The sequence below is a fragment of the Actinoplanes lutulentus genome (assembly GCF_003259845.1).
GTDB classification, from domain to species: domain Bacteria; phylum Actinomycetota; class Actinomycetes; order Mycobacteriales; family Micromonosporaceae; genus Actinoplanes; species Actinoplanes lutulentus.
Genome location: NZ_QLMJ01000002.1, coordinates 708,615 through 733,686, shown reverse-complemented (window position 1 = coordinate 733,686; position 25,072 = coordinate 708,615). Strand labels below are relative to the sequence as shown.

Annotated in this window: 20 protein-coding genes; 13 read left to right on the top strand and 7 right to left on the bottom strand. The window is 70.2% G+C overall.

The window, feature by feature from the left end; all coding sequences use genetic code 11:
* Positions 1-125 precede the first annotated feature (125 nt).
* Positions 126-1,199 (bottom strand): 4-oxalomesaconate tautomerase, encoded by a 1,074-nt coding sequence (locus B0I29_RS06655; RefSeq protein WP_111647928.1) that lies wholly within the window; start codon positions 1,197-1,199, stop codon positions 126-128.
* A 155-nt stretch (positions 1,200-1,354) separates the two neighbouring features.
* On the opposite strand from B0I29_RS06655, the gene B0I29_RS06650 reads away from it, so the two are divergent.
* Positions 1,355-2,029 carry a GntR family transcriptional regulator gene (locus B0I29_RS06650; RefSeq protein ID WP_111647927.1) on the top strand — a complete coding sequence of 225 codons (675 nt, stop codon included), beginning with the start codon at positions 1,355-1,357 and terminating at the stop codon, positions 2,027-2,029.
* Between the two features lie 1,262 nt (positions 2,030-3,291).
* Here the strand turns inward: B0I29_RS06650 and B0I29_RS06645 are convergent.
* From B0I29_RS06645 to B0I29_RS06630, 4 genes are read right to left on the bottom strand one after another with little or no spacing between them, the layout of a single operon-like run.
* Positions 3,292-4,707, bottom strand: coding sequence for a HAMP domain-containing sensor histidine kinase (locus tag B0I29_RS06645; RefSeq protein WP_111647926.1), 1,416 nt, complete (start codon positions 4,705-4,707; stop codon positions 3,292-3,294).
* Positions 4,704-5,402, bottom strand: a complete 699-nt coding sequence (locus tag B0I29_RS06640) for a response regulator transcription factor (protein WP_111647925.1) — start codon at positions 5,400-5,402, stop codon at positions 4,704-4,706. The genes B0I29_RS06645 and B0I29_RS06640 overlap by 4 nt, the downstream gene beginning before the upstream one ends.
* A 52-nt stretch (positions 5,403-5,454) precedes the next feature.
* Positions 5,455-5,865 carry an FMN-binding protein gene (locus B0I29_RS06635; RefSeq protein WP_111647924.1) on the bottom strand — a complete coding sequence of 137 codons (411 nt, stop codon included), beginning with the start codon at positions 5,863-5,865 and terminating at the stop codon, positions 5,455-5,457.
* Positions 5,866-5,884: 19 nt separating this feature from the next.
* Entirely contained in the window at positions 5,885-7,288 is a 1,404-nt protein-coding gene (locus B0I29_RS06630; protein ID WP_111647923.1) for a ferredoxin reductase family protein, read from the bottom strand.
* Between the two features lie 157 nt (positions 7,289-7,445).
* Here B0I29_RS06630 and B0I29_RS06625 point away from each other — a divergent pair, with 157 nt between their 5' ends.
* From B0I29_RS06625 to B0I29_RS06600, 6 genes are all read left to right on the top strand, one after another.
* Entirely contained in the window at positions 7,446-8,042 is a 597-nt protein-coding gene (locus B0I29_RS06625; protein ID WP_111647922.1) for a DUF4956 domain-containing protein, read from the top strand.
* Entirely contained in the window at positions 8,039-8,785 is a 747-nt protein-coding gene (locus tag B0I29_RS06620) for a polyphosphate polymerase domain-containing protein (protein ID WP_245972278.1), read from the top strand. Before B0I29_RS06625 ends, B0I29_RS06620 begins: the two co-directional genes overlap by 4 nt.
* Before the next feature lie 37 nt (positions 8,786-8,822).
* Positions 8,823-10,628: a carbohydrate-binding domain-containing protein gene (locus tag B0I29_RS06615; RefSeq protein ID WP_111647921.1), complete on the top strand. Its 1,806-nt coding sequence runs from the start codon at positions 8,823-8,825 to the stop codon at positions 10,626-10,628.
* A gap of 213 nt (positions 10,629-10,841) precedes the next feature.
* On the top strand, positions 10,842-11,717 hold the full coding sequence (locus tag B0I29_RS06610) for a helix-turn-helix domain-containing protein (RefSeq protein ID WP_111647920.1): 876 nt from the start codon (positions 10,842-10,844) through the stop codon (positions 11,715-11,717).
* Between the two features lie 46 nt (positions 11,718-11,763).
* Positions 11,764-12,720 (top strand): phosphodiester glycosidase family protein, encoded by a 957-nt coding sequence (locus B0I29_RS06605; RefSeq protein ID WP_111647919.1) that lies wholly within the window; start codon positions 11,764-11,766, stop codon positions 12,718-12,720.
* Between the two features lie 5 nt (positions 12,721-12,725).
* Positions 12,726-13,802: a glycosyltransferase gene (locus B0I29_RS06600; RefSeq protein WP_111647918.1), complete on the top strand. Its 1,077-nt coding sequence runs from the start codon at positions 12,726-12,728 to the stop codon at positions 13,800-13,802.
* Positions 13,803-14,063: 261 nt separating this feature from the next.
* Here the strand turns inward: B0I29_RS06600 and B0I29_RS06595 are convergent, their stop codons facing one another.
* Positions 14,064-15,503: an MFS transporter gene (locus B0I29_RS06595; RefSeq protein ID WP_111647917.1), complete on the bottom strand. Its 1,440-nt coding sequence runs from the start codon at positions 15,501-15,503 to the stop codon at positions 14,064-14,066.
* A gap of 74 nt (positions 15,504-15,577) precedes the next feature.
* On the opposite strand from B0I29_RS06595, the gene B0I29_RS06590 reads away from it, so the two are divergent.
* The 5 genes from B0I29_RS06590 to B0I29_RS06570 all read left to right on the top strand — a co-directional run bounded on the left by B0I29_RS06590 (position 15,578) and on the right by B0I29_RS06570 (position 22,769).
* Positions 15,578-16,213 carry a TetR/AcrR family transcriptional regulator gene (locus B0I29_RS06590; RefSeq protein ID WP_245972277.1) on the top strand — a complete coding sequence of 212 codons (636 nt, stop codon included), beginning with the start codon at positions 15,578-15,580 and terminating at the stop codon, positions 16,211-16,213.
* A gap of 30 nt (positions 16,214-16,243) precedes the next feature.
* The gene (locus tag B0I29_RS06585) at positions 16,244-17,731 is read left to right on the top strand and encodes a GGDEF domain-containing protein (protein WP_111647915.1); all 1,488 of its coding nucleotides are present in this window, start codon (positions 16,244-16,246) and stop codon (positions 17,729-17,731) included.
* Positions 17,732-17,784: 53 nt separating this feature from the next.
* On the top strand, positions 17,785-20,925 hold the full coding sequence (locus B0I29_RS06580; RefSeq protein ID WP_111647914.1) for an ATP-binding protein: 3,141 nt from the start codon (positions 17,785-17,787) through the stop codon (positions 20,923-20,925).
* Between the two features lie 69 nt (positions 20,926-20,994).
* The gene (locus B0I29_RS06575) at positions 20,995-21,936 is read left to right on the top strand and encodes an ATP-binding cassette domain-containing protein (RefSeq protein ID WP_111647913.1); all 942 of its coding nucleotides are present in this window, start codon (positions 20,995-20,997) and stop codon (positions 21,934-21,936) included.
* Positions 21,933-22,769 carry an ABC transporter permease gene (locus B0I29_RS06570; RefSeq protein ID WP_111647912.1) on the top strand — a complete coding sequence of 279 codons (837 nt, stop codon included), beginning with the start codon at positions 21,933-21,935 and terminating at the stop codon, positions 22,767-22,769. Before B0I29_RS06575 ends, B0I29_RS06570 begins: the two co-directional genes overlap by 4 nt.
* 172 nt (positions 22,770-22,941) lie before the next feature.
* On the opposite strand, the gene B0I29_RS06565 is transcribed toward B0I29_RS06570, so the two are convergent.
* Positions 22,942-24,105: a Rieske 2Fe-2S domain-containing protein gene (locus B0I29_RS06565; protein WP_111648052.1), complete on the bottom strand. Its 1,164-nt coding sequence runs from the start codon at positions 24,103-24,105 to the stop codon at positions 22,942-22,944.
* Here B0I29_RS06565 and B0I29_RS06560 point away from each other — a divergent pair.
* Positions 24,104-24,979, top strand: coding sequence for a DUF1028 domain-containing protein (locus B0I29_RS06560; RefSeq protein ID WP_375790607.1), 876 nt, complete (start codon positions 24,104-24,106; stop codon positions 24,977-24,979). The two genes, B0I29_RS06565 and B0I29_RS06560, sit on opposite strands and share 2 nt — an antisense overlap.
* Positions 24,980-25,072: the final 93 nt, after the last annotated feature.

The window sequence follows — 25,072 nt, the reverse complement described above, 5'->3', positions numbered from 1 at the left end:
ACGAATCGTCGGAGATAATGTCAACAAAATCACGACGCTGCGTTGTGGATGCACAAAAATGGCCGCATCACCACAGGTGAGCGGCCTTTTTCAGGGAAATCTCAGCATTGGCGACAATCCTGTCGTCAACGAGGGTGGACGATGCCGTCGAGCAGGAGCCGAGCGGTGCTGACGATCGACGTCCGCCCAGTATCCATCTCGGCCCTGACGTCGAACCACCCCGCCGGATGCTCCAGCCGGAACGTGTGATGCGGAGCCGGGCCGGCCGCAGCCCCGTGGCCACGGAACTCCGGCGTGACCACTCCCGCCGCCACACTCCCCGGCAATGCCGCCGCCGCACCCACCGATGCGCCGGCCAGCACCCCGATCCCACTGTGCACACGGTGCGGGACGAACATCCGGGTGCACAGGCTTCCCCCGTCGATCGGCGGCGCCACCAGGCACATCTTCGGCACGGTCTGGTCGCGGACGTCGCCGAGGCCCATCAGTTCGCCGGCCAGCAGGCGCAGTTTTTCGACTCGGTCGCGCAGGCTCTCGTCGTATTCGAGGCGGGTCGGGGACTCGTAACCCGTGACACCCAGTGACGATGCTTCGATGAGGACGACCGGCATGCCGTTGTCGATGAGGGTGGCGCGGATGCCGTCGAGCTCGTCGACGCGGTTCCCGGTGGGGAGCAGGGCGCCGGTGACGGATCCCGCTAAATCGCGAAATTCCACGAGAAGTCGGGCGGCCGGGCCTGGCACGCCACTGATCGCGGTATCGCCTGAATACACCGGCCGGCCATCGGAAACGGGCACCTCCACCGTTGCCAGGGCACCCGTGTTGACCATGCGTACGCGTACCCTCGTAATGCCCCCGCCGACCGAGGCGACCAACCCGCGCTCGACAGCGAACGGCCCCACCCCGGCCAGAATGTTCCCGCACGGCTGCTCCGCGCTGACCAGCGGCCGATCGACATGCACCTGCAGGAACAGGTAGTCGACATCAGCGTCCGGCGAGTCGGACACACTGACAACCGCGACCTTGCTGGTCAGCGGATGACCCCCACCGATGCCGTCGATCTGCCGCGGATCAGGCGAGCCCATGATCCGCAGTAGCAGCTCATCCCTTATTTCCGGATTTTTCGGCAAATCAGAGGCTAGAAAATACGCGCCCTTGGACGTGCCGCCACGCATCACCAGAACCGGCACACCAGCCATCAGCCGCTCGCCTCAACTTTGTCGACAATTTTGTCAGCGCCACACCCTCGCCACGAACCTTAGGCCGGTGCCGCCGGCACTGCAATTGTTGACGATGTTGTCTGAACAAACCCGCTTCCGGCATGATTGATGGTTCAACCACATCGGGGGTACCCATGCCGCACGACGAGCGCCGCCCCGCCCGCGCCGCGAACACCGCCGTCCAGGTCCGCGACGCCCTGCGCGAGGCCATCCTGGCCGGCGAGTACCTGCCCGGCGAGCGCCTGGTCGAGGCCCAGCTCTGCGTACGCCTGGAAGCCAGCCGCTTCAACGTCCGCGCCGCCCTCCAGGACCTGGCCGCCGAAGGCCTCATCGAAGTCCAGCGCAACCGAGGCGCCCAGGTCCGCAAGGTCTCGATGGCCGAGGCGGTGGAGATCACCGAGGTGCGCATGGTCGTCGAGGGCCTGATAGCCGGCCGAGCCGCCGAGCGGGTGACAGACGACGAGGCCATCGAACTCGACGAGATCGGCCTGCTGATGCGCCGAGCCGTAGAGGCCGGCGAATACCGCCGCTACAGCGACCTCAACCAACGCCTGCACGCCCTGATCCGCGACATAGCCGGCCACCAGACAGCCGACCGCATAGTCGAGACACTCCGAGGCCAGCTGGTCCGCCACCAATACATGCTCTCCCTGGTCCCCGGCCGCCCCCAAACGTCCCTCCCCCAGCACGAACGCATCATCGCCGCCATCCGCAGCCGCGACCCCCAAGCAGCCGAAACAGCAATGCGAACCCACATCTCCAGCGTCACAGAAGCCCTAAAATCCCTAAAATCCCTTTCGTACGCGTAACGACAAGCCCCGCCCCCTCGCCACCTGCGGCCCCTCCCCCCTCAACTCGACACACACCAGGCGGGGCGCTCACGGCGTGTCGCCGCCAGCCCGCTACACGGACCGACCCGGCCGTTGACGCGAGCCGTCCGCCGGGGCGAGCCGTCCGCCGGGGCGAGCCGTCCGCCGGGGCGAGCCGTCCGCCGGGGCGAGCCGTAGCTCAGATACGTCATCGGGCCGCTATGAGGTGTCTGAACTACGGTTGGTCGGCGCGAGCCGTAGCTCAGATAGGTCATCGCACCCTCATGACCTGTCTGAACTACGGCTCGCCCTCAAGACGACGAGGCCTAGGCGGACGGCCCCCGACCCGCGTGTCGACTTCAGGCGCGAGCTCCACCCCGAGCTGGCACAGGCGGACGGCGGCTGGTGTGCGTGTCGACTTCGGGCGCGGACCGCACCTCAAGTCGACACGGGCGGGCGGCGGGCGACTTACGTGTCGACTTCGGGTTCGGATTGCGCCTCAATTCGACACGCTTTCGACCGGGGCTGGCGCCGGCGATGGTCTGGGTGTTTGGGGGCGCTCGGGTTCGATATTTGAGAGCAGCCTCCCGCATTTGTCGGCGGCGCGCTTTACGGACGGTGATGGGACGGCCGGGCGGGCTGGCTGCGGGCCTATGTTTGGTTGTTTGGTGGGGTCAGGGCACCTGTTGGGCTCCAAGATCGGGCTGCCACCCGGCAGACTGCTCACCGTCCGTGACCGTGAGGGCTGGGAGCTTTGCCGCGGCGGCTGCGGCACGCCGGGATCACGGGCAATCGGGCTGCTCAGCGCGCGGCGCGACCCCGTCGCGTGCAGATCTTGTGAGCTTGGGCCGCCTCGCCAGCCGCAAACTCACAACATCATCCGTCTCGCCGCCCTTGCAGACGCCATCCTCGCACCCACTCCGGCGGACGCAGGCGCGAGGGCAGACGCACGCGCGGACGCGGACGCGAGGGCGGGGCGGGGGCGGACGCGAGCGCAAACGCAGACACGAGCGCAAAGGCAGACACGAGCGCAAGGGCGGGCGCGAGCGCAAGGACGGACGCGAGCGCAAGGACGGACGCGAGCGCAAGGGCAGACGCGAGCGCAAGGGCAGACGCGAGCGCAAGGGCTCGGGGTGAGGGAAGGGCGGGGCCGGCGGCGGGGTGGGCCGGCGGGAGGGGCCGGCGGGAGGGGCCGCAGGTGTCGAGGGCGGCGGTGCCCCTGCGGTTACGCGTATTGAATGGGGAGCGTGAGAAAGAGCAGGTCAGGATGGGGTTCCGGGGAGGCGGACGGTGATCTCGGTGCCGTGCGGGGTGTGGGGAGCTGCCGTCGCTGAGCCGCCGTGCTGGGCGGCTGTCTGGGCGACGATGGCCAGGCCCAGGCCGGAGCCGGGCATCGAGCGGGCGGCCGCTGCGCGGTAGAAGCGGTCGAAGACGTGGGGCAGGTCTTCCGGGGAGATGCCCGGGCCGGTGTCCGTAACGGTCAAGCGGCACAGACCGGGTCCGTCGGGTGTCAGGCGGATCGTCACCGTTCCTGCTGGTGGGCTCCATTTTGCCGCGTTGTCGAGGATGTTGACGGCCATGCGTTCGAGCTCGCCGGGGCGGCCCAGCACCGTGACCGGGCGCAGGTCGGTGGTGAAGGTCAGCTCGGGGGCGCGCAGCTGGACGCGGTTGATCGCGGCGGTCACGATCTCGGCGAGGTCGACCTGTTCGACCGCTTCGCGGCTGCCCTCCTCGCGGGAGAGCTCGACCAGCTCGGTGGTCAGCGTCGCCAGCTCGCGGACCTGGGCGTCGAGGTCCTCCAGGAGATTCGCCCGGTCCTCGGGGGTGAGGCGGTGGGCCAGCTCGGGGCGGCGCTCGACCGAGAGGAGCAGTTCGACGTTGGTGCGGATGCTGGTCAGCGGGGTACGCATCTCGTGCCCCGCGTCCTCGACCAATGCCCGCTGAGCCCGGCGTGAGGCGTCGAGGGCGGACAGCATCGCGTTGACCGAGCGGCCGAGCCGGGCCACCTCGTCCTTGCCGGCGACGTCGATCGGGCGAGTCAGATCCATGGTGACGGCGACATCCTCGACCGCCTCGGTGAGCCGGTCCACGGGGGCCAGGCCGGCGCGCGACACAGTGCGCCCGAGCAGCGCCGCGCCCCCGATGCCGGCCGCGCAACCGACCGCGAGCAGGACCGCGAACATGGTCAGGAGACGGTCGTCGGGGTAACGGTCGACGGCCACCTGGACCGCTCCCCCACCCTTGATCGGCATGGTCAGCATCAGGTAGTCGCCGTGGCCGAGCGTGACCTCTTCCTGCACCGACTCACGCTGGGTGCCCGCCGCGACCTCGGTGGCGGCGGTGGTGACCGGCAGCGGTGTGGCGGTGCCGCCGACCACAGAGCCGGTGGTGTCGAGGATCTGCCAGCAGGGGCCGAGCTCCTTGCCGTGCGGCGCCGGGCCCGACCCGAGGTCGTCGCCGTAACCGGTCCTGCTGCCCTCGGCGGCCAGCCAATATGCGGGGTTTGCCGCGATGGTGCCCGCGTCGGACGCCAGCTCGGCAGTGATCTTGTCCTGCTGGATCTCGCGGACCAGGAACCAGGCGCCCGCCGACACGAGCAGGACGGCAGCGGCCACCGCACCGGCGACGAGCAGGGACAGCCGGGCGTGCAGCGTGCGCTCGCGCCACCAGCGGGTCACAACGGCTCCTCGCGCAGGACGAACCCGACGCCCCGGACGGTGTGCAGCAGGCGGGTCTCGCCCTCCGCCTCCAGCTTGCGGCGCAGGTATCCCAGGTAGACGTGCAGGCTGTTGGACCCCTCGCCGAAGTCGTAACCCCAGACCTGCTCGAACAGCGCGGCCCGGGAGAGCACCTGCCGCGGGTGCCGCAGGAACGCTTCGAGAATGGTGAACTCCGTGCGGGTCAATCTGAGCGATCTGGCGCCACGCCAGACCTCTCGGGTACGCGGATTGAGCCGCACGTCCCCGAACGACAACCACTCCCCCGGATCGTCGGGAACCGCCGGAACGGACAGCGCCGACCGCCGCAGCATCGCGCGGATCCGGGCCAGCAGCTCCTGCAGGGCGAACGGCTTGACCAGGTAGTCGTCGGCGCCCGCATCGAGCCCCGCCACCCGGTCGCCGACGGTGTCACGGGCGGTGAGCATCAGCACCGGCAGCACCGCCCCGTCGGCCCGGAGCTGCCGGCACGCCTCCAAGCCGTCCATCCGGGGCATGTTGACGTCGAGGATGACCGCGTCGGGCTCGCCGGTGCGGACCGCGTCGAGCGCGGCCCGGCCGTCACCGACGGTCTCCACCTGGTAACCCTCGAAGCGCAGGGTGCGGGCGAGCGAGTCGCGCACCGCCGCGTCATCTTCGACCACCAGGATCCTCATGCCCTCCACCCTGCCAGCCGGGTACGACAACTTCTTCAACCGGGTCCGATGCCTACGACAGCTGGGCCGCGTCGAGCGCGGATTGCAGTGACTCCTTGTATCCGCCACTGGTGTACGTGGCGCCGGAAACCGAGTCGATGTCGGCGTTCTGCGCGGCCAGGGTCTCCTCCACGAGAACCGGCAGGGCACGGGCGCTGATCTCCTCGTGCCGGGCACTGCCACCGGGGTAGACGGGCACGGTCACCGCGGTGATCTTCCCGTCGGCAACGGTGATGGAGACCTGGACGTCGCCTTCCTGAGTCTGCACAGTGTCGCCGGTATAGACCTTGGAACCCGCTTCGGAGGCGACCGGCGCGGCCGCCACGGTCGAGGGCGTCACCGCCTGCCCGGTACTCGTCCGATAACTGAACAGCAGCACCAGCGCCGCCACCGTCGACAACAACCACAACGTAATTCGTCGCATTTTTCGGAAATCTCCAGACTTACCAGGCGAACAGTTCGGTGTGGACACGCGCCGGCTTGACCCCGGCCTCAACAGCCGCGGCACGAGCCAGCCCCGCCCACTCCTCCGGACCACAGATGTAGACGTGCGAAGCAGCGATCTGCGGCGCCACCTGCCGCAACACATCGGCGTCGGCCTGACCGGCAAGACTCGCCGGCAGCCACGACGCCCGCCCGGCCCGATGCCCGGCCAGATGCACGACCCGCACCCCGCGCTGCGCCGCGAACCACTCCAGCTCAGCACCGAACGCCAGATCCGCCTCACTACGCGCCCGATAGATCAGCGTCGCTTCACCACTGCGATACGGCAGCTCACCGAGCAGCGACAACAGCGGCGTGATCCCGATTCCACAGGCCATCAGCACGACCGGCCCGCCCGCATAGGACTCCCCGGTCAGCTTCCCGAACGGTCCCTCGATCAGCACCCGCGTCCCCGGCTTCAGCGTCGCGATCCGCGCCGATCCGTCACCCTGGTTCTTCACCGTGATCCGCAGCATGTCCGGCTGCGGGGTCGCCGACAGCGAGAACGGGTTCGACCGCGTCCAGCCCGCGCCATCCAGGAAGCGCCAGTGGAAGAACTGCCCGGCGCGCACCGGCAGCTCACCGAGCCGCTGACCGCTCAGATACACCGAGGTCAAGCCCGGCCCTTCGGGCACGATCTTGGAAACCACCAGGCGGTGCCGCCAGTTACGCCACGCGGGCAGAGCCAGACGGTACGCGATAACGGCCCCCGCTGACACCGCATAGAGGGTCCACCAGTACCCGCGAGCAAGGGCATTGCCGGCGAAGTCGGTTCCGGTCCAGATCTGGTGCGGGAGTGCGAGACCGACGCCCAGGTAGGCGTACAGATGCAGGAGGTGCCACGACTCGTACCGGAGCCTGCTGCGAGCCGCGCGGATCGAGGTGACCACCACGAGGAGCAGCAGCAGTGTCCCGGCCGCGGCGAGCAGCATGCCGGGGTACGTCCAGATCAGGTCCCAGAGCTGGACGAAGACGTTGGTCGTGCCGGCCGCGTACCCGATGGTGACCGTGACGATGTGCAGCAGCATCAGCCAGAACGAGGTGAACCCGGTCCACCGGTGCCAGCGCGCCAGTTTGTCCTGGCCGAACGCGCGCTCGACCATCGGGATCCGGGCCATCAGCAGCACCTGGAGCAGCAGCAGGTCGGAGGCCCAGAGGCCGGCGAGCCGGGCGACCGCGGTGATCGCCGTGGACCCGCCGTCACCGATCTGCCGCACACCGCCGTTGTAGACCCAGAGCGCCGTGACGATCAGCAGACTCAGCCCGGCGGCGGCGCCACCTGCGTCTTTCCACCATCGTGGCGCGGCGCGTGGCCGGCGATGTGCGGCGGTTCGGGCGGTTCCGGGTGCGGCGGTGGCGGTCATGCGGCAACCCTGGCTCGCCTGGTTAAGAGGCCGTCAGGGCGAGCCTAAGGGTTGTCTAAGAACAGCTTTCATCAACGCCTTACGGCGTTCACAGGTGGTGAACAGGTCGCGGGTCCCCAATGGGAACACCAGATGAACAGAGCCTGAAGGACTGACTGTGACCACGTTGCTAGCCGCCGCGGTGGACCTCATCGCGATCGCCCTCCTGACGTTCGGGGTCTACTACCCCCGGCACCGCCGCCGCGACCTGGTGACCGCGTTCCTCGGTATCAACATCGGGGTTCTGGCGGTCGCGATCGTGCTCGGCTCGACGACCGTCGGCGCGGGCCTCGGCCTCGGGCTGTTCGGCGTCCTGTCGATCATCCGGCTCCGCTCCGACGAGATCACTCAGCACGAGATCGCGTACTACTTCGCGGCGCTCGGACTGGGCCTGATCTCGGGGCTCGGCGGCACGCCCACCCCGACCACGATCGGCCTGATGCTGCTGATCATCGCGGGCCTCTGGGTCGGTGACCACCCCGCGTTGTTCAAGCGGTCGCGTAACCAGCAGTTGCGCCTGGATGTGGCGTACACCGACGAGGACGCTCTGCGTACCCACCTGGAGACGCTGCTCGGTGGCCGGGTGACCAGCATGGTGGTGCGCCAGGTGGACCTGGTCAACGACAGCACCCTGGTGGACGTCCGCTACACGGCGCCGGCCGCCGGTCGCGCGCCGCAGGAGCCGGCTCTGCGTCAGCGGGTGAACGCCGCATGAGCGTCATGACCGCCTTCCCGCCGATCACCCTCGACGAGCTCGTCGGTGAGGCCGCCCTGCTGACCCGCCTGGACCGCAAATACCTGGTTCCGGCCACCGAACTGGACGGCCTGCTCGACCGGATGCCGTCCGGCGTGCGGATGCTGGAGATCGACAGCCGGCGCTCCTTCTCGTACCGGTCGATCTACTTCGACACGGCCGGCCTGGAGAGTTACCACGCGGCCGCGCACGGCCGCCGGCGCCGCTTCAAGATCCGGATCAGGACGTACCTGGACAGCGGACTCGACTTCGTCGAGGTCAAGACGCGCGGCGCGCGCGGTGTCACGATCAAGGAGCGGATTCCGTACGCCGGAGACGGATCCCGCCTCGGGTCCGAGGGCGAGGCGTACGCGTCCGAGGTGCTCACCGGCGCCGGCATCTGTGCCGAAGGGCACGAGTACGCACCGGTGATGGCGACCTACTACCGCCGGACGACGCTGTTCGTCCCGGAGACCGGCAGCCGGGTGACCATCGACAGCGACCTGGCCTGGATGCTCCCGGACGGCTCGACGCTGCGGATGCCGGATTCCGTCGTGGTGGAGACCAAGTCGGCGCGGGCCGCCTCGGACGTCGACCGGCTGCTCTGGTCACTCGGCCACCGCCCGTCCCGCATCTCCAAGTACGCCACCGGGCTCGCCGCGCTCCGCCCGGACCTGCCGGCGAACAAATGGCACGGCGTCCTGCGCCGGCACTTCACTCCCTGATCCTCCTGATTCCCTCCCCACCTTTGATTGGGCTCCCATGAGACTGCGCAGAAAAATCGTCGCCGCCGTCAGCTCGGCCGTTCTCGCCGCCGCGATGCTGGCCGGCTGCTCCAGCGACGCGTCGACATCTTCCGATTCGACAAGCACCTCGGGAGTCACCGCCGCCGCGACCGCCACCGTCGACGGCACCCAGAGCGCTTCCGCCGTGCTCGCCGCGAACGAGTCCGTGCATACGGCCGGGTCGTCCAGCGCTTCCGGCGCCGCCGCGATCACCCTCTCCGGGACCTCCGCGTCCTCGTCCGCCGACGGCGTCACCATCGACGGTTCCACGGTGACGATCACGGCGGCCGGGACGTACACACTCAGCGGCACCCTGACCGACGGCCAGATCGTGGTGACCGCACCCGACGCCACCGTCACGCTGATCCTCAACGGCGTGACGATCACCAGCTCCAGCACGGCCGCGATCGCCGCGACCGAGGCCGAGCAGCTGGTGGTCGTGCTGGCCGACGGCACCACGAACACCCTCGCCGACACGTCGTCGTACGCCGAGGACGCCGACGTGAACGCGGCCCTGTTCAGCGCGGGTGACCTGACCATCACCGGCAGTGGCTCGCTGTCCGTCACCGGCAACGGCAACGACGCGATCACCAGCAAGGACGGCCTGCTCATCGAGTCCGGCACGATCACGGTCGAGGCCAAGGACGACGGCATCCGCGGCAAGGACTACGTCGTGGTGAACGGCGGCACGATCACCGTGACGGCCGGCGGCGACGGCGTGAAGGCGGACAACGACGAAGACGCCGATGCCGGATACATCGCGGTCAGCGGTGGCGTTCTCGATGTCACCGCCGGCGGCGACGGTCTCGACGCCACCACCGACATCGTGGTCACCGACGGCACCCTCACGGTCGTCTCGGGTGGCGGGCACACCGCGAAGGTCGCCGACGACGCCTCGGCCAAGGGCCTCAAGTCCGGCGTGATCACCGTCCTCGCCGGCGGCACGGCCACCGTCGACGCCGCCGACGACGCGCTGCACAGCGACGGCGCGATCCACTTCACCGGTGCCACGGTCAGCGTGGCCAGCGGCGACGACGGCGTGCACGCCGAGGGCGCGCAGGTCATCGACGGCGGCACCATCGAGGTGACCTCGTCGGTCGAGGGCCTGGAGGCGGCCGACATCGTGCTGAACTCCGGCGACGTGCACGTGGTCTCCAGCGACGACGGCATCAACGCCGCCGGCGGTTCCTCCACGTCGGAGGACCAGGGTGGTGGCGGCTTCGGCGGCGGTCCGGGTGGTGGCGGTGAGGACGTCGGCGACTTCTCGGTGACGATCAACGGCGGCACCCTGGTGATCGACGCGGACGGCGACGGCCTCGACTCCAACGGCACCGCCTCGATCACCGGCGGCACCGTGGTGGTCAACGGGCCGGAGGGCAACGGCAACGGCGCGCTCGACGTGAACGGAACCTTCACGATCAGCGGCGGCACGCTGCTCGCGGCCGGCAGCTCCGGCATGGTGGTGGCCCCGAGTACCGACTCCGCGCAGGGCTGGCTGTCCGCCACAGTGGACAGCGCGATCGCGGCCGGCACCACCGTGCAGATCGTCGACGCGTCCGGCGACGTGGTCGCCACGTACGTGACCAGCCGGACCGTGCAGAACATCGTCTTCTCCTCGTCGGCGATCACGTCCGGCGAGAAGTACACGATCCAGATCGGCGGCACCGCCACCGGCGACAGCACCGGAGGCCTGGCCGCTTCCGGTTCGCTCGGATCGGCCACCACGGTCGCCACGGTGACCGCCGGCGAGGCGCCCGCGGGCGGTCGCGGCGGGCGTCGCTGACCCAGGCTTTACCCCTCCCCCGCGCGGCCCTCGGTTCCGGAACCTACCTCCTCCGGCACCGGGGGCCGCGTTATGTCCATTTCCGGGCATTCCTGCTTCGGAATCCGTCTACTTTGGAGGGGGTGCGTCTGGAACCGGCACGCCGGAACGCAGTAGTATCGGCGCAACCGGCACGTGGGGGCACCGCCGGTCCCCGAAGGGGAGGCTGACGGGGTGACCGAGAACGACAACGGCGGGGCAACCGTGCGGCGGTTGCAGCTCGGCGCGCATCTGCGCGCTCTGCGCCGGGCTAAGGGCCTCACCCGTGACGAGGCCGGGTACCGAATACGCGGGTCCGAATCAAAGATCAGCCGCATGGAGCTGGGCAAGGTCAGCTTCAAGGAACGCGACGTCACGGACCTTCTCCAGCTGTACGGCGTGGAGGACCCGGCCGAGCACCAGCGGGTCCTGGGCCTGGTCCGGGAGGCGAACACCCCGAGCTGGTGGCACGCGTACGGTGACGTGCTCGACACCTGGTTCCAGAACTACCTCGACCTCGAGCAGGCGGCCGAGCTGATCCGCACGTACGAGGTGCAGTTCGTCCCGGGCCTGCTGCAGACCGACGGGTACGCCCGAGCGGTGATCCGTCTCGGTCACGACACCGCCGACGCCGGCGAGATCGACCGCCGCGCCCGGCTGCGGATGGCCCGCAAGCAGGTGCTGGAGCGACCGGATGCTCCCCGGCTCTGGGCAGTCCTCGACGAGGCGGTGCTGCGCCGGCCGATCGGTGGCCCCGACGTCCTCCGCGAGCAGATCCAGTACCTGCTGGACATCTCCGAGTCCCCCAGCGTGCGGCTGCAGGTGATGCCGTTCTCCTCCGGCGGGCACGCGGCCGCCGGTGGTGCGTTCAGCATCCTGCGGTTCCCGCACGAGAAGCTGCCGGACGTCGTCTACATCGAACACCTCACCAGCGGCCTCTACCTGGAGAGGCGCGAGGAGGTCGACAATTACGCGGCCGCGTTCGGCCGTCTCTCGATCGAGGCCGAACACCCCAGCCGCACCCCGGACTTCCTCCGCCGGATGCTGACCAAAATCGACGACCTTTCCTAGGGTGACGCACAGAGCGGCCACAAGATAGGGCAGTTCACTAGCCCTTGTGACAGCCAATCCCGCAGCTCAGCGTCCCCCTCGCCGCGTCGGCCGGCGTGGTTTCCTGGCCGGCGGCCTCGGCGTTCTGGCGGCCGCCGCCGGCGGCGGAGCCTGGGCCCTCGACCGGTACGTCCTCGACCACGTCGAGGTCACCGGCGCCTCCACCCTCACCGCGCAGAACGTCTCGGTGGCCGAGGCGGCCGGCGACGGCACCGCCACCGCGACGACCTGGTCCAGCGACACCTCGAAAATCTCGATCGAGACGGTGTCGACCGGATCGGGCAGCGACAAGATCACTTACTTCGTCGCGGACGTCCAGGTCACCGACGCCACGATCGTACGGTCGGCGTTCGCCAACGATCAGTTCGGCGAGAACATCGTGGCGAACCCGTCGGAGATCGCCTCCTCGGTGAACGCGGTCCTCGCCATCAACGGTGACTACTACGGGTTCCGGGACACCGGGATCGTCATCCGCAACGGGGTGAAGTTCCGCGACTCGGGCGCCCGGCAGGGGCTGGCGTTCTACGCCGACGGGTCGATGAAGCTCTACGACGAGACCGCCACGACCGCCGACAAGCTGCTCGCCGCCGGGGTGTGGAACACCCTGTCGTTCGGGCCCGGCCTGGTCGAGAGCGGGAAGGCGATCGACGGGGTCGACCAGATCGAGGTCGACACGAATTTCGGCAACCACTCGATCCAGGGTCAGCAGCCGCGCACCGGCGTCGGCCTGATCGACGAGAACCACCTGCTCTTCGTGGTGGTTGACGGGCGCAGCCAGGGTTACAGCCGGGGCGTGACGATGCCGGAGTTCGCGGACATCTTCGTAGGCCTGGGCGCGACCGTGGCGTACAACCTGGACGGTGGCGGGTCATCGGCGATGATCTTCCGCGACGAGCTGGTGAACAACCCGCTCGGCAAGGGCCAGGAACGTGGCACCAGCGACATCCTGTACGTCGCGGGCTGACCGCCATGATCGTTCTCATTCCGGCCTATCAGCCCGACCATCGGCTCGTCCAGATCTGCTCGGACCTGGCTCGGTATCGCATCGTCGTTGTCGACGACGGCAGCGGTAGCGCGTACACAGAGGTCTTCGAAGCCGCGCGGCAAGCCGGCGCCGAAGTGATCAGGCTGGACCACAACCGGGGTAAGGGTTTCGCGCTGAAGACCGGTTTTGCCCATATCGCGGCGCGGCATCCCGGGCAGGACGTGGTCTGCGCCGACAGCGACGGGCAGCATCGGCCGGCCGACATCGCGGCGGTGGCGTCGCGCGTCGCCGTGACCGAGGCGGCGATGGTGCTCGGCGTGCGGCGGTTCACCGGGAACGTGCCGGCCCGCAGCCGGTTCGGCAACACCGCCACACGGGTGCTGTTCCGGCTCGTCACCGGCCGATCAGTAACGGACACGCAGACCGGCCTGCGGGGGTATCCGTCGTGGGTGCTGAACTGGCTCGGCGCGACCCCGGGCGACCGCTTCGAGTACGAACTGCGGCTCCTGCTGCGCGCCGTCCGCGAAGGCCTCGCGATCGAGGAGGTGGAGATCGCCACGGTCTATCTGGACGGCAACCGGTCGTCACACTTCCGGCCGCTCCAGGACTCGGTGCGCATCTATCGCCCGCTGCTCGGTTCGATCTTCGCGTTCGCCGGATCGTCCCTGCTGGCGTTCGCGGCCGACGCGGCGCTGCTCGCGGTCTTCGTCACGGCGAGCGGCCACCTGATCGCGTCGGCGGTGGCGGCCCGCCTGGTCAGCGCGACACTGAACTACACGGTCAACCGCCGCACGGTCTTCGGCCCGCTCGCACCGCACCGGTACGCGGCGCCGCGCTATGCCGCCCTGGCCCTGGTTTCGCTGGTGGCAAACGTTCTGCTGCTGCGCGCCCTGGCCGGCACGTTCGGATCACTTCCGGTCGCGAAGCTGCTGACCGAGCTGAGTTTGTTCGCCGCGGGCTTCGTGGTGCAGAGGGCGTTCGTGTTCGCCCGAACCCACCGCACCACCCCACGCCCCCAGCTCGCGCTGACGGTCGCCGCAGGAGCCACCCGCCAGCCATGAACCGCCGGCCAGTCCCGAGAGGCACGATCCGGCTTGCGCTTACGGTCGCCGCAGACGACAGCCGACAGCCGACGACCGTAAGCGCAAGCCAAGCCCGAGACGCACGATCCGGCTGTCCGTCACGGTCGCCGGCTGGCGCTTACGGTCGCCGTAGACGACAGCCAACGACCGTAAGCGCAAGCCGGCCGCGCGAGGGCCGCACGGGCCGGGCCCACGCGGGCCGGGCCCACGCGGGCCGGGCGGAACAGGCTCGGGGGCTGGTTACTCCGGGATTGCGGCGTCGGCTGTGGCTGAGTGCTTGGGGATCAGCAGGGCCAGCGCGGCAGCCAGGACCGCGGCTCCCGCGCACAGCGCGAACAACCACTGGTATGCACCCAGCGACGGCAGCTCATGCCCACCCAAACTCACCGTCTTGGCCGCCAGCAGGGCGCCGCCGATCGCGCTTGCCAGCGAGCTGCCGACGCTGCGGAACAGGGAGTTCAGTCCGTTGGCCGCGGCCAGCTCGGACAGCGGGGTCGCGTGCGAGATCAGGCCGGGCATGGCCGCGTACGCGATGCCGGTGCCCGCACCCGCAACCGTCGCACCCAGAATGACCTGCCACAGGCTGTCGGTGAGGAAGATGCGGGAGGCGAAGCCGACCGCGATGATCAGCGAGCCGATGATCAGGGCCGTGCGGGGCGCTAGTTTCGCCGACAGGGGCGAGAGCACCAGCATGATGATGCCGCCGGGAAGCATGCACAGACCACCGACCAGGATCGACTTGCCGAAGCCGTAACCGGTCACCTCGGGCATCTGTACGTACGTCGCGGTGCCGATCAGTGTGGCGAACAGGGCGAAGCCGACGAACAGCGACGCCACGTTGGTGAGCAGCAGCGCCGGGCGGGCCGTGGTGCGCACGTCCACGAGCGGCGACGAGATCCGCAGCTCGACGATGATGAAGACGGCCAGCAGGACGGCCGAGGTGATGAGCAGGCCGATCGTCAGCGGGTCGGTCCAGCCCCACGAGTCGCCCTGGGCGAGCGGCAGCAGCAGGGCGAGCATCGCGCCGCCGAGCAGGATCGTGCCGGGGATGTCCATCCGGCCCTGGCCGGCCCGCTGCGGCGCCGGCACCATCCGGGCGATCAGCGGGATGACGAGCAGGCCGCCGGCGACGCAGATCCAGAACAGGACGTGATAGTCGGCGTACTCGGCGACCAGGCCGGACAGCGGCAGGCCGAGTGCGCCGCCGACACCGAGCATCGCGCTGATCAGGGCGATACCGGCGGCGGAGTGTTCACGGGGCAGGACCACGCCGACCAGGCTGATGCTCAGCGGCACGGTGGCGACCGAGAGACCGACGATCGCGCGGCCGGCGATCATCGGGGCGAGCGAGTCGGAGAACGCGCAGACCAGCGAGCCGAGCACCAGCATGCTGAGCGAGATCAGCACCATCTTCTTGGTGCCGTACAGGTCGCCGAGCCGTCCGAAGGCGGGCACCGCGACCGCGCCGACCAGCAGCGTGGACGTGAGCAGCCAGGCCACGCCGTCGCTGCCGGCGTTCAGGTCGGTGCCGAGCTCGTTCAGGACCGGCACCAGCAGGGACTGGGTCAGCGAGACCATCAGCGCGGCGGTGCCGATCACCAGGAGGACGAGCACCTGACGGCTCGACCAGCCACGTTTGCCCGCGGCCTCGGCGGGGGCCGCGACGGCGACTTCGGACATGAATACTCCTAAGATTTCGTGGCAGAATGTGCCACGAGGCAGAGACTGCCACTTCCAGGTTTCCGGAGCGTCGCGTGAGACGCTTCTTGAGACCGGCGTCACCAGCCAGAAGGCACCAGAAGGAGCAGACGATCACCACGTTGCGGGAACGGAAGCGCGAGCAGAGCCGGCTCGGCGCGGTCGAGGCCGCCTGGCGGCTCTTCATCGAGCGGGGGTACGACCACGTCACCGTCGCCGACATCTGCGCGGCCGCCGACATCGCCCCGCGGACGTTCCACCGCTACTTCGCCAGCAAGGAGGACGTGGTCGTCGAGCCGGTACGCCGGATGACCACGCTGCTCACCGACCACCTCCTGGCGTCGTCACCGGAGATCTCCGACGCCGACGCCCTCCATCAGGCCCAGCGCGAGGTGGGCCGCTTCGCCCTGGAGCACCGGGAACTGCTGACCGCCCTGCGCCTGGTCGCGCGGCGCTCCAATCACCTGCGGGTCTCCCAGATCGCGCTCCGGCCCGAGCAGGAAGCGGAGATCGCCACCCTGCTGGCGGCCCGCCGGCCGGACGGCGACGCGACGGACTGGCGGCTGCGCCTGCTGGTCGGCAGTTCCACCGCGGCGTTCCGGGTCTGGTACGAGGACGTGTTCACCTCGGAGCAGCCGGACCCGATGGCCCACCTCGACACGATCCTGAACGCAATCACCATCAGCGCCTGATCCGCAACCGAGCGTAGGCATCCTGGTGGGATGAGCGAGCACCGGCGCGTCCAGGCCTGGCATCTCTGCCTCGCCGCCGGCGTGCTGGTCATGCTCGCCTACTTCGTGCTGGTCGGCAACGACGTGCTCGCCGGCGCCCAGGTCGCGCTCTACTGCAGTGCGAACGGCACCCTCGCGGCGAGCGGCCTCGTCGCCGCCCGCCGGCACCCGGAGCTGCGGACCGTGATGCTGGTGATCGCCGGCTCGGCGCTGTGCGGCGTGACCGGCGACGTCACGTACTACTTCGTGGCGCTGGTCAACCACGAGGAGGTCTACCCGAGCGTCGCCGACGTCTTCTACCTGGCCGCATACCCGATGCTCGCGCTCGGCATGCTGCTCATGGTGCGGCGGCGCACACCGGGCTGGGACGGCGCCAGCATGATCGACGCGGCGATCGTCGCGGTCGGCGGCGGATTCCTGGTGTACGAGTTCGTCATCGGCCCGATGATGCGGAGCTCGACGGCCGACCTCGTCGGATTCGTCTCGGTGGCGTACCCGATCGGCGACCTCATGCTGATCGTGGTGGGTGCCCGGCTGATGCTCGGCGCCGGCCCGCGTGGCACCCCGCTGCGGATGATCGGGCTCTATCTCGCGCTGGTGCTGTTCGCCGACACGTTCTACAGCTATCAGTCGATCAACCAGACGTTCCAGGCCGGCGATTACCTGGACGCGTTCTGGATGACCTCCGGCTTCGTCTTCGCCGCCGCGGTCCTGCACCCGGCCGCGCCGACCCTGGTGAGCCGGTCCAGCACGGCCACCCCGGACGCCACGACAGCACGCCTGGGCCTTCTGGCCGTGGCCGCGATGACCGCGCCCACGTCGATGCTGGTGCAGGAGCTCCGGCACGACGACCCGGACACGATCGCTGCCGCGATCGTCTGCAACGCACTGTTCCTGCTGGTCCTGGTACGCATGACCGGCCTCGTCCGGGCCCAGCGCAACGCCGCGATCACCGACGGGCTCACCGGGCTGCGCAGCCGGCGGTTCTTCGAGGAGGCGCTCGGCACCGAGAGCGCCCGCGCCGCCCGGCACAGCCTGCCGCTGAGCATGCTGCTGCTCGACATCGACCACTTCAAGAACGTCAACGACACGCACGGGCACAACGGCGGCGACCGGGTTCTGGTCGAGGTCACCCACCGGCTCACGGAGATGGTCCGTGCCGGTGACGTGGTCGCCCGGTACGGCGGTGAGGAGTTCGCCGTCCTGCTACCGGCGACCGGCCCTGAGCAGGCCCGCGAGATCGCCGAGCAGGTACGGCGCGGTATCGGCACCGCACCGATCGCGGTGGCCGACTCCCGGCTGATCCGGGTCACCGTCTCGGTCGGGGTCGCCGGGATGCCCGGGGTGGCCGGGATGCCCGGCGCCGCCACCACGGCGGAACTGGTCCTCGCGGCGGACCGGGCGCTCTACGCCGCGAAGAACGCCGGCCGCAACCGCGTGACCAGCGCCGTCGAGTCATACCCCAGTCAGGCAGCCTGACATCCAGCGCGCCGGGTGCGACAAGCGGCGGGACAACCGACAGAATCGTCGCCATGCGGTTCGGCATCCTCGGTCCCCTGCGGGCGGATCACTCCGACGGCCGGGCCATCCCGCTCGGCGGTCCGAGGCTGCGCGCGCTCCTGGCGATGCTGCTGCTCGACGCGGGCCGTCCGATAGGCATCGAGCGACTCATCGACGGTCTCTACGGCGAGCACCCGCCGGCCGGCGCCGCGAACGCGCTGCAGTCGCAGGTGTCCCGCCTGCGCCAGACGTTCCCGGTGGAGCGGGAACCGGCCGGTTACCGGCTGGCGATCGAACCCGCCGACGTCGACGCGCATCACTTCGCCGCCCTGGTCACGACAGGCCGGAACGCCCTGTCCGCCGGCGATCCGCACCGGGCGGCGACCACCCTGCGCGAAGCGGCGTCGTTGTGGCGCGGCGAGCCCCTCGCCGATGTCCGGGACGCGCCGTTCGCCGCCGCGCACGCCGACCGCCTGACCGAGCTGCGCCTCACCGCCACCGAAGACCTCTTCGCCGCGGAACTGCTCCTGACCAGCACCGCTCTGGACGGTGACGCGATCTCCGAGCTGCGCGCGCTGGTCGCGGCGCATCCGCTCCGCGAGCGGCCGCGAGCGTTGCTCATGCGCGCTCTGGCCGCGGCCGGTCGCCCTGCCGAGGCCCTTCTTGTGTACGCCGAATCGCGCCGGACACTGGCCGAGGAGCTCGGTGCCGACCCGTCTCCCGAGCTGACCGAGATCCACACAGCGATCCTGCGCGGAACGGCGACTCCGCCAAGCGTCACGCACGGCCGGCGCGGTGTCCCGGTGGCACTCACCAGTTTCGTCGGACGCGACGCCGACCTGAACCGGGTCACCACGGCCCTCGCCACCGCGCGCCTGGTCACGCTGCACGGACCGGGTGGTGCGGGCAAGACCCGGCTCTCCGCGGAGGTCGCCGGGCGATATGCCGGGGACTCCTGTTTCGTGGAGCTGGCCGCCACGACCGGGGACGACCTGCCCCGCGCCGTTCTGGAGGCTCTCGGACTTCGCGAGGCGGGGCTCAGTGAGCGTACCCATGCCAATGCCGGCGCCGAGGCGCCTGGAGCGACCGACCGCCTGGTTGTCGCCCTCGCCGACCGGCGCCTGCTGCTGGTGCTGGACAACTGCGAGCACGTGATCGAGGCGGCCGCGACGCTGGCCGGGAGGCTGCTCGCGGGCGCGCCGGGGTTGCGGGTGCTCGCCACCAGCAGGGAGCCGCTCGGGATCACCGGCGAATCACTGCAGCCGGTCGGCGGCCTCCCCGCACCACCCGAAAAACCGGCACCTCCGGATCTCCTCGATTACCCGGCGGTGCGGCTCTTCGCCGATCGGGCCGCTGACGTCTCGCCCGGGTTCAGCGTCACGCCGGAGAACGCCGCCGCGGTGCGCCGGATCTGCCGGATGCTGGACGGGCAGCCGCTCGCTGTCGAGCTCGCCGCGGCCCGGCTGCAGGCGCTGACCGTCGAGGAGGTGGCGGCGCGGCTCGACGACCGGTTCCGGCTGTTGTCGAAAGGCAGCCGCACCGCCGAGTCGCGGCACCGGACCCTGTACGCCGTGGTGGCCTGGAGCTGGGACCTGCTGACCGAGCCGGAGCGGGTGCTCGCCCGGCGCTTCACCATCTTCGCGGGCAGCGCGAACATCCAGGGTGTCGAAGCGGTCTGTTCGTTTGATCCGGATCACGGCGACGTCCTCGACATCCTCGCCGGGCTCGTCGGGAAGTCGCTGATCGAGCGGGACGGCGACCGTTACCGGATGCTCGCCACCATCCGGGCCTTCTGCAGCGAACGGCTCGACGAGTCCGGTGAGCGGCAGCGGCTGACCGAGGCGCACGCCGCCTGGTTCCTGCGGCTGGCCACGACCGCCGACCCGCGACTGCGTACCGCGGACCAGCTCTCCTGGCTCGCGCTGCTCGACGCCGACCGGGACAACCTGCATGCCGCCCTGCGGCGCGGCGACACCCGGACCGCGTTGCGGCTGGTCTCCGCGCTGTCGTTCTACTGGTGGCTGCGCGGCCTGCGGGCCGAGGCCACCGCGCTCGGCGAGCGCGTGCTGCGCCAGGCCGGCCCGCAACCGCCGCCGGGCCTGACCGAGGAGTACGTGGTCTGCGTGTTCAACGCCGCCCTCGGAGGCGCCCGCCCCGCGGCGCCGTGGGATCGCTACCTGCTCAGCCTGGAACGGCCGCCGGTGCAGCCGTTCCTGCTCTACCTGTCGGCGATGGCGGTCGGCCCGCCGGATTCCCCGCCCGGTGACGTGGTCACGCTCAACCACGAGCTGAGCACCCGGCTCGGCGACGACCCGTGGATCAACGCGCTCAGCGGCATCGGCGGCGGCTGGATGCTGCTCTTCGCCGGCGCCGGACCGGAGGCCGCCGAACCGGACTTCGCCGCGGCGCTGACCGGTTTCCGGGCGATCGGCGAACGCTGGGGCACCATGCTCTCCCTCTCCGGCCTCGCCGAACTCGCGGTCTGGCGCGGCGACCCGGCCGCCGCCATCGAACCCATCGGCGAAGCGCTGCGCCTGGCCACCGAACTGGGCTCCACTGTCGACGTCGCGGACCTGCTGCGCGGCCGCGGCGAGGGCCGGCTCAGCGCCGGCGACCTGGCCGGCTCCGAGGAGGACTTCACCCGCTCCGCCGAGCTGGCCCGCGAGTGCGGCGCGCTCGAACTGGTCGCCGCGGCCCGGCTGGGCTCCAGCGCCGTCGCCCTGCGCCAGGGCGCCCTCGACGAGGCCGCACGCCGCTGCGAGTCGGCGCTCGCCGCGTGCCCGGCCGGTTGGTACGGCGCCGACGGCACCCGGATGGCCATCCTCGTGATGCTCGGCCGGATCGCTGAGACACGCGGCGACCTGGCTGCGGCCGCCGATCACTACCGGTCAGTCTTTGTGGTCCACAACGGCATGCTGGGTTATCAGGTGATGGCCGAGGCCGTCGACCGCCTCGCTTCCCTCGCGCTCGCCACCGGCGACCCGCGCCGCGCGGCCGAGCTCCTCGGAACGGTCACCGCCCTGCAACTACGCACCACCCCCGAGGGCAGCGAGCTCGCCGCGCAGGTCGCGGCCGGCATCGTGGCCGAGCTCGGCGAGCAGGGGTACGCCTCAGCGAGCTCCCGCGGTTCCGCCCTCACCCCGGACCAGGCCCTGTCCGTCCTGAGCAGCTGACCGGGGCCGGTGCGCGCTCGGTGCGCGACTCGTGCGCCGGTGGTCAGTGGGGGGTCGCAGGGTAGCGGCATGACATATGCGGTTGTGGCCGAAGGGCTGCTCAAGCGCTACAAAGGCGGGGTCACCGCGCTCGACGACTTCGATCTGCACGCCCCGGCCGGCGGGGTCTACGGACTCCTCGGGCCGAACGGCGCCGGCAAGACCACGGCGGTGCGGGTGCTCGCCACGCTGCTGCGGTTCGACGCCGGCCGGGCGGAGGTGGCCGGCGCCGACGTGCGTACCCAGCCCGGCCTGGTCCGGGACCGGATCGCGATGACCGGGCAGTACGCCGCCGTCGACGAGATCCTCAGCGGGCGGCAGAACCTGGTCCTTTTCGGACGTCTGCAACACCTCAGTGCCCGGGATGCGAAGCGGCGGGCGGACGAGCTGCTCGAACAGTTCGGCCTCGTCGACGCCAAAGGGCGGTCCGCCAAGGATTACTCCGGTGGCATGCGCCGCCGCCTCGACCTGGCGGCCAGCATGATCCGCCGGCCGCGGGTGCTCTTCCTCGACGAGCCGACGACCGGGCTCGACCCGCGCAGCCGCAACCAGGTGTGGGACGCGGTCCGCGCCCTGGTCTCGGACGGCACGACGGTGCTGCTCACCACGCAGTACCTGGACGAGGCCGATCAGCTCGCCGCCCGGATCGCGGTGGTGGACGCCGGGACCGTGGTCGCCGAGGGCACCCCGGAACAACTGAAGGCGACGATCGGCGCCGACCGTCTCGAGATCGTCGTCGAGGACGCCGGCCGGCTCGGCGACGCGGCCTCCGTCGTGGCCCGGCTCACCGGTGCGGCTCCGGGCGTCGACACCGAGCTGCGCCGGCTGCGCGTACCGGTCACCGACCGGGTCGGTTCGCTCATTGCGACGGTACGCGCATTGCAGGACGCCGGAATCACCGTGGCCGACGCCGGGTTGCACCGGCCCACCTTGGACGAAGTGTTCCTCCAGCTGACAGGGGCAACCCGATGACCACCCTCGCTCCGACGCGTACCCACGAAGTGAGCGCGACCAGCCACAAAGGCCGCGCCGTCGCGGATGGGTGGGTGATGACCGGACGGTACCTGCGGCACGTGGTGCGCGCGCCGGAGGAGATCGTCATCTACTTCAGCCTGCCGATCATGTTCGTGCTGGTGTTCGGCTACGTCTTCGGCAGCGGCATGCAGGTGCCGGGCGGCGGCGGGTACCGGGAGTTCCTGCTGCCCGGCGTGTTCGTGATGACCATGCTGTACGGGATCGGCGCCACCGCGACCGGCATCGCCACCGACGCGGGCCGCGGTGTGGTGGACCGGTTCCGGTCGATGCCGATGGCCCGGTCAGCGCTGATGACCGGGCGTGCGGTGGCCGACCAGGCACGTGCGCTGCTCGAGATCACGGTGCTGGTGATCTGCGGTCTGCTCGTCGGCTGGGACTGGCACCGGGGTATCGGCAACTTCATGGCCGCGCTCGGCCTGCTGCTGTTGCTGCGGCTCGCGCTGAGCTGGGTCGGGATGTACCTCGGGCTGGTCGCGCCGAACGCGGACACGGTGGCGACGATCGTGTTCCCGCTGGCGTTCCCGCTGAGCGCCGTGTCGAACACCTTCGTCTCGCCGGAGCTGATGCCGGGCTGGCTCGGCACCGTCGCGGCCTGGAACCCGATCTCGGCGACCACGGCGGCGATCCGCGAGCTCTTCGGCAACCCGGGGCTGACCGGCGACTCGTGGGCGACGCAGCACTCGATGCTGCTCGCGGTGGTCTGGCCGCTCGTGCTGATCACGATCTTCGCGCCCCTCGCGGTGCATCGCTACCGGCGACTGGGCCGCTGAGGGTAGTGCGACGCTGCGGGCGGGGTCGCGGCAACGACCGTTCCCGCCCGCAGCGTCGCCGGCCGGGGACGCTTCGGGCGGAAAGCGACCCTTCGGCCGTGGACCGCGCTCCGGCCAGAGCGGTCCGGGAAACCGGGCGCGCCCCTGCGGGGAACGGGCGCGACCGGTGGCTCTACCCCGCAGTCTTGAACTCGGCGAGCACCCTGCGCAAACTCACTCCGAGAAGATCCGCGCGTACGTGCAGCTCATCGCGCATTCGCAAAGGCAAGCCCGGAACCCGCATCCGGTACTGCAACTCCAGGTCCTCCTCGAGGACCGCCTCCTCGAACGCGACCTCGCGGGCCACCACGTCCGCCGATGGATCTGGCACACCGCCGATGCCGTGGAACAGCATCTTCGTATAGATGCGGGTGCTCGTCGCGGACTCCGGCTGGGCGAAGAAGAGGATCGTCTTCACGGCACCGGCGTCCAGCTCCTCCAGGCGGAGCATCAGCTGGAAGGGTGCGCGGTAGACGTACGTGGCCCGGCGCCGCTGCCGCACCGGGCGCAGGCCGGCGATCACACCCGGGTCCTCCGGGTTGTCGAACCACTGGTCCTGGATGCTGCGGCAGCCGTACGGCTCGGCGATGACGTCGTACTTCTCGACGACGGTCTCCTCGGCCGCGCCGAACGTCTTCTCGTGCACGAACGGGAAGTGGGCGACGTCGAGGAAGTTGTCGGCCACGATGCCGGCTGAGACCGGGGTGCGGGCCGGCGGCAGCCAGGCGCCGACGTAGTTCTGGTCGTCGAGGTCGGGGTCCTCGAAGAGCGACGTGCGCGGTTCTTCCGGCGCGAGCCAGATCATGCCCCAGCGCTCTTGGGTACGTTCGTCGGCGACGACGTAGTCCCGTCCCATCAGCCGCACTTTTTCCGGATTTTCGCTGACAAGTCCCACCGGGTGCCAGGCACGCAGCAACGCGGGGTCCTCGTTGGTCAGCAGCTCCGTCGGGTCCGGGGAAGGCAGTTCGTTCGCGGCCACGTACACAAGACCGCTCTTGATCTTGATGTGTGGTCCTGCGGGAAGGCTGGCGCGCGGCGGCGGGCCGCTATCCTGCGACGGCACCGTGACACAGGCGCCGGAGCCGTCGAACTCCCAGCCGTGGTACGCGCACCGCAACCGCCCGTCCTCGACCGTGCCGGCGGACAACGGCATGAGCCGGTGCGGGCAGCGATCGGCGAAGACGACCGGATCGGCGTCCGGCGTCGGCCGGAAGATCACCAAGGGGATGCCGGCAGCGGTCACAGCGAGCGGGCGAGTGCCCACCTGGGAAGCCTCGGCGACGGGTAACCACTCCATGGCCGCAGTCTGCGCCCGGAGTGTTTCCGGCAGATACCGTGCGGCCATGACATTCTCGATCGTGGGCCGCTCGGACGACGGCAAGGCCGTCGGAGTGGCCGTGGCCAGCAAGTTCCTCGGCGTGGGCGCAGCCGTCCCGGCAGCCCTGGCTGATGTCGGCGCGGTCGCCACGCAGTCATATGCGAACCTGGCGTATCGCCCACAGGCGCTCGCTCTGCTCGGCACCGGGGTGTCCGCTTCCGCTGCGCTTGCCGGGCTGATCGCGGCCGACGACGGGCCGGTCTCACACCGCCAGGCCGGGATCGTCGGGATGACCGGGCCGGGCGCGACGTTCACCGGCGCGGACTGCCACGACTGGGCCGGCGGCGCCGCCGGCGACGGATATGCCGCGCAGGGCAACATGCTCGCCGGACCCTCGGTGATCGCCGGCATGGAGCAGACGTGGCTCGGCTCCAGCGGCGCGCTGCCCTATCGGTTGCTCGCCGCGCTGCGCGCCGGCGATCAGGCAGGCGGTGATCGCCGTGGGCGGCAGAGTGCGGCTTTGCTGGTGGTTTCTCCCGGGCGTGGGTACGGCGGAACGAGCGATGTCTGGGTGGATCTGCGCGTGGACGACCACGTGGATCCGGTGGCGGAGCTGGGTCGGCTGCTGACCATGCACAGTCTGTACTTCGAGAGCCCTGAGCCGTCGTCGCTGATCGCTTTGACGGGGCCGGTGGCGGAGGAGGTACGGGCGCTGCTGGCGGCGGCGGGGTTCGGCGGTGAGGAGTTGGAGGAGGAGCTCGCGTCGTGGGCCGGCGTCGAGAACCTGGAGATGCGGGTGGTGAAAGGGTCGATCGATCCGCTGGTGCTGACCCACCTAAGGGCAGCGGGTTAGCCCTCCCGCTCAGATCTTGGCGGGTTCCGGTCGACGTGGGCGCAGTGCGGCGGGCCGCAGTTCGACACGCGCGCCGGAAGTCGTCCGCCGGTG